The sequence below is a fragment of the Acinetobacter sp. SwsAc5 genome (assembly GCF_013391485.1).
Classification (GTDB): Bacteria; Pseudomonadota; Gammaproteobacteria; order Pseudomonadales; family Moraxellaceae; genus Acinetobacter; species Acinetobacter towneri.
Genome location: NZ_JACAXD010000054.1, coordinates 1 through 3,907 on the forward strand (window position 1 = coordinate 1; position 3,907 = coordinate 3,907).

Sequence of the window (3,907 nt, forward strand, 5' to 3'; positions counted from 1 at the left end):
TTTTTTTTATGAAAGGTATTTTTTCTTTTAAAAATGCAGTGCAATTAAGCATCAGACCTTTTAATGAATGGATGATTTTGGCTAAAAGTGCTAGTAAAAAAGAATTAGAAGTAATGTGTCATTCTGTATTACTTGAAACGGGTAGCTTATTAGAGAAAGCTAATATAATTTCAAAGAAAGAGTTTAGAGATCTGTTTGCAAACTCTAGGGTTTATGCTTCAGACTATATAATGTTAACTTTATTAGCGGTTGATGCTCAGGAACTATATCAGAAGTCTACAGACTTTCCTTTGTATGAATCTGAACAAGCTAGAGTCTATTTATATAAATGTTTCTGCATACTTTACTCTCAGGGTTTTGGCTTTGAAAACAAATTTTATAAAGGCAAAGACGCTTTAATTGCTATATCTCAATACGCTTGTGATAAAAAACAAGAACCATGGAACTGAAGTTATGAGTAAGTTTTGGACTTACTCATAAAAACTTAAATTAAACTTTCTCAACATTTAAAAAGTCATATCTTTTAAGTTTACCAGTGGCAGTTTTAATGGGAATTACAGTAATTCTAAGCTTTCCTTTAGTGATATCTTTATTGGATTCATGTAGAGACCAAGTTAATAATTCTTGTTCATATTTAGATAATGCTTCTGAGTGAAAAGGAACAGTTTTATCTAAAACTTCATCAAAATATCTACCTATATAGCTGATATTACTGTATTTAGTGATATTTCCTATTCTACCTTCTTCTATTTTTTCTGATACTTTTTCTGATACTGCTTTTAATGTCGATTTATCAAAAGTAATTGCATCTTTCTTACGCCCACAGGTTAAATCTACTTTAATTTTGTCATCATTTACTATAGGGCGATGAGCTTCTTGTAATGGTGTTTCAATAGCTTGTAATAGCTCATCAAATATTGGCTCAATTCTATCCATAATTTGTTTATTAGGTACTGCTTGAACTTGGTTCAAAAGAGAACCCCATACATATTTAATGCCTTCCCAAAGAGCAGAAGTTGTAATTCCTGCAACTAATGGGTTTTCAAAAGCCACAGTAATAAGTTGCTCGAAACTGCCTTTTTTTGATGTTTCTAAATAAACTCTAATACCTCCACTATGATTACCTTTCACCTTAACTTGCTTATTAAGTATGGCACCGACTGTAATGTTTAATGCTTTTGAAAAACCTAAATAAGAAATTGCGGCATCATACATATCAAGATGATGTTGGTCAGCGACACCATTTTGATAAGCAATTTTAAATTTTAAAGCTACTGTTTCAGAAGTCATATTTTCTTAAATATATCGTTAATAAAATTATATTAATCAATATATTGTTTTTGAATGATTCTGTCATATTTTTTCTTTTTTACGATGATTTAGTGTTTCTTGGCCTAACTCTTTCCAGATTTGCCATTTCATGTCATTTGGGTCGATTTCAGCAGTTTTAAGTAGAACCCCAAGCAATTCGGCTGGGTCACGCTGATCTAAGTTTGCAATCTCAAAAAGTGCGCCTAATTGGATGAGGTGCCGTGTACGAGCTTTTCGTTCAGCTTCCTTTTCTGCATTCAGTAATTTTCTAACTGCAACTTTTTGCTTATTTGCTCGATCTATGGCTTTTTCAGCTTTGATCAAGGCATTGATCTTTTTCTCTTGGTCGGGTGTTCTGTACTGAATTTTGGCTAATTCAAGTAAAAGTTTTTGAGCATCACTCGGATTTTTTAAAGCAGAAATATAGGTGATTTTTTCAGACAGCCAATCATTATTCATATTCAGTTCCATTAATTCAGATACCGCAAAAGTACAGGCTCAATACTCAAAGAACGATAACAAAATATTTACGTTCGAGTAACGTAATTTTGTTAAAGTCGTTCTAGAGATTGTCGCCTGCACTTCCATCAAAAATTTGATGGCGCGCTTAGACGTTTCTCAATTTCATTGAGAAACCTAAGCACGTTAGGGACTTCATCCCTAAAACCCTGAAACTTCTTTTTTTCATTCAATTGAAAATTGAATGGAAAAAAGAAGTACCAAAGCTAGGAGCAACAGCATGCAACTAAAACAGGTACTGGGAAAAATCAAAGATATTACTTTTGGCGTGATCGCAGCACCGCTAATTATCATCATTATGATGTGGGCTTCGATACTTGATCAAAGAGCATTTAAGAAAGAACGTAACCGAAAAAAGGAACAGGATAAGACCTAATGGCAATTGCTCGATTGAGTGTCAAAGTTGGTAAAGCAGGAAAAGCAGCACCGCATGCCGAATATATTGATCGGGATGAAGAAAAGAAGCTGAAACAGGAACAGGCAGAAACTGACCTTGAACATAGTGCCTATGGGAATATGCCGAAATGGGCTGAACATAATCCCATTACCTTTTGGGAGGCAGCCGACCTTTACGAGCGCAAAAATGGCAGTACCTATCGAGAATATGAAATTGCCCTGCCTAGAGAGATGAATGCCGAGCAACGTCTAGAACTGGTTGAGGACTTCATTCAGTCCGAGATCGGCTCAAAATATCCATATCAGTTTGCGATTCATAACCCTAAAGCAATGGACGGCAACGATCAGCCCCACGTGCATCTCATGTTTAATGAACGTCTGCAAGATGGAATCGAACGAGATCCAGAGCAATATTTCAAACGCTATAACAGCAAAAATCCTGAACGTGGCGGAGCTAAAAAAGACAATACCGGTAAGAGTTACCAGGAACGAAAAACTGATATTAAAGACCTACGCCAAAGGTGGGCGGATTTATGCAACAGCCATTTAGAAAAACACCAAATTGACAGCCGTATTGATATGCGAAGCTATAAAGAGCAAGGCATAGACAAAGAACCCGAAAAGAAACTATTACCAAGCCAAGCCAAAGATCCTGAAATCAGGGAAGCCTTGCAACAGTCACGTACAGCCTATAAAGAGCTTGAGCGACTAGACTTAGGCGACCCGAAAAAAGACCTGAAAGAACTCAAAAACAGCCCTATTTCAGACAAAGAAATTAAACAGGGCATTGAGAGTTTTAAGGCTGATTTTGACAGCTTTAAACAGCTTGCCTTACAGCAGTACAAAGAACAGCAGAAATTAGAACGAGAGCAACAGAAAACAATGAAGTTTAGAGGGATGAGCCGATGACACCTGAGGAAAAAAAGTTATATGCACTGATGGCAGTTGCAGAACAACAGCAGAACCTAGTCAATCAGGCTGTTAAAGAGCTTCAAATCACCGAAGAACGCATTCAGAAGGTCATCGCAGGGCAAACCCATAGCACTGTATCAAAATCGCTAAATACGGGCTTACAGGAGGGTACAGCAGAGCTTATCAAGACCGCTAAGGCACTTGGACATTTAAAAAACTCGATTGAATCAACCAGTGATCAATTTTCATGGAAAATCATCACCATCATTTTAGGCATTTTCGCCATTCTGATGCTTGGCATCATTTGGTTATTCAGTGTTTATATCAAACCTTTAGAAAATATCCCTCAGATCGAGAGCTTAAGACAGCAAGGTATCCAGTTTGATATTGGAAGCTGTACTGTTGGAGAGGAATCTAAACCGTGTGTTCGTGTGATGAAAAAGCAGTGCGGATATGGAAAAAATGGCGATTTTTGTGTCATAGACCCAAAATAATAGGCATATTTTTTATTTCACGAGAGGAAAAGAGGTAATCATGCCATTAATTGAATATTACGGCTTGTTATTTGAATGGCATGACCAAAAAATGGATTTAGTCTATCGAGGGCGAGAAATTACGTTCGAGGAGGTCTGTAGTATTTTCCTTGATCCTGCATTGATCTCTTTTGAGGATGTAGGACACTATGATGAACAACGACTAATATCAGTCGGTTTAAGCAATCGTGGTAGACTATTAACAGTGGTTTGGGTTGAACGTGGAGATGTTGCGA

General features: G+C 36.7%; 7 protein-coding genes. 5 read left to right on the forward strand and 2 right to left on the reverse strand.

Annotation, left to right across the window (positions count from 1 at the left end):
* On the forward strand, nucleotides 1-449 hold a 449-nt coding region (locus HYG89_RS15620), incomplete at its 5' end, for a hypothetical protein (protein ID WP_178868339.1).
* A gap of 40 nt (nucleotides 450-489) precedes the next feature.
* Here HYG89_RS15620 and HYG89_RS15625 read toward each other — a convergent pair.
* Together HYG89_RS15625 and HYG89_RS15630 are read right to left on the reverse strand one after the other, a co-directional pair.
* Entirely contained in the window at nucleotides 490-1,290 is an 801-nt protein-coding gene (locus tag HYG89_RS15625; RefSeq protein WP_114674323.1) for a hypothetical protein, read from the reverse strand.
* Nucleotides 1,291-1,353: 63 nt separating this feature from the next.
* Nucleotides 1,354-1,770: a conjugal transfer protein TraD gene (locus HYG89_RS15630; RefSeq protein WP_114674322.1), complete on the reverse strand. Its 417-nt coding sequence runs from the start codon at nucleotides 1,768-1,770 to the stop codon at nucleotides 1,354-1,356.
* Between the two features lie 280 nt (nucleotides 1,771-2,050).
* Here HYG89_RS15630 and HYG89_RS15635 point away from each other — a divergent pair, with 280 nt between their 5' ends.
* From HYG89_RS15635 to HYG89_RS15650, 4 genes are all read left to right on the forward strand, one after another.
* A complete protein-coding gene (locus HYG89_RS15635; RefSeq protein WP_004812002.1) occupies nucleotides 2,051-2,206 on the forward strand; it encodes a hypothetical protein in 156 nt (51 codons plus the stop codon).
* On the forward strand, nucleotides 2,206-3,135 hold the full coding sequence (locus tag HYG89_RS15640) for a MobA/MobL family protein (RefSeq protein ID WP_057081810.1): 930 nt from the start codon (nucleotides 2,206-2,208) through the stop codon (nucleotides 3,133-3,135). Before HYG89_RS15635 ends, HYG89_RS15640 begins: the two co-directional genes overlap by 1 nt.
* A complete protein-coding gene (locus tag HYG89_RS15645; RefSeq protein ID WP_114674321.1) occupies nucleotides 3,132-3,632 on the forward strand; it encodes a hypothetical protein in 501 nt (166 codons plus the stop codon). The genes HYG89_RS15640 and HYG89_RS15645 overlap by 4 nt, the downstream gene beginning before the upstream one ends.
* A gap of 40 nt (nucleotides 3,633-3,672) precedes the next feature.
* The coding region (locus HYG89_RS15650) for a BrnT family toxin (RefSeq protein WP_178868341.1) at nucleotides 3,673-3,907 on the forward strand (235 nt) is incomplete at its 3' end.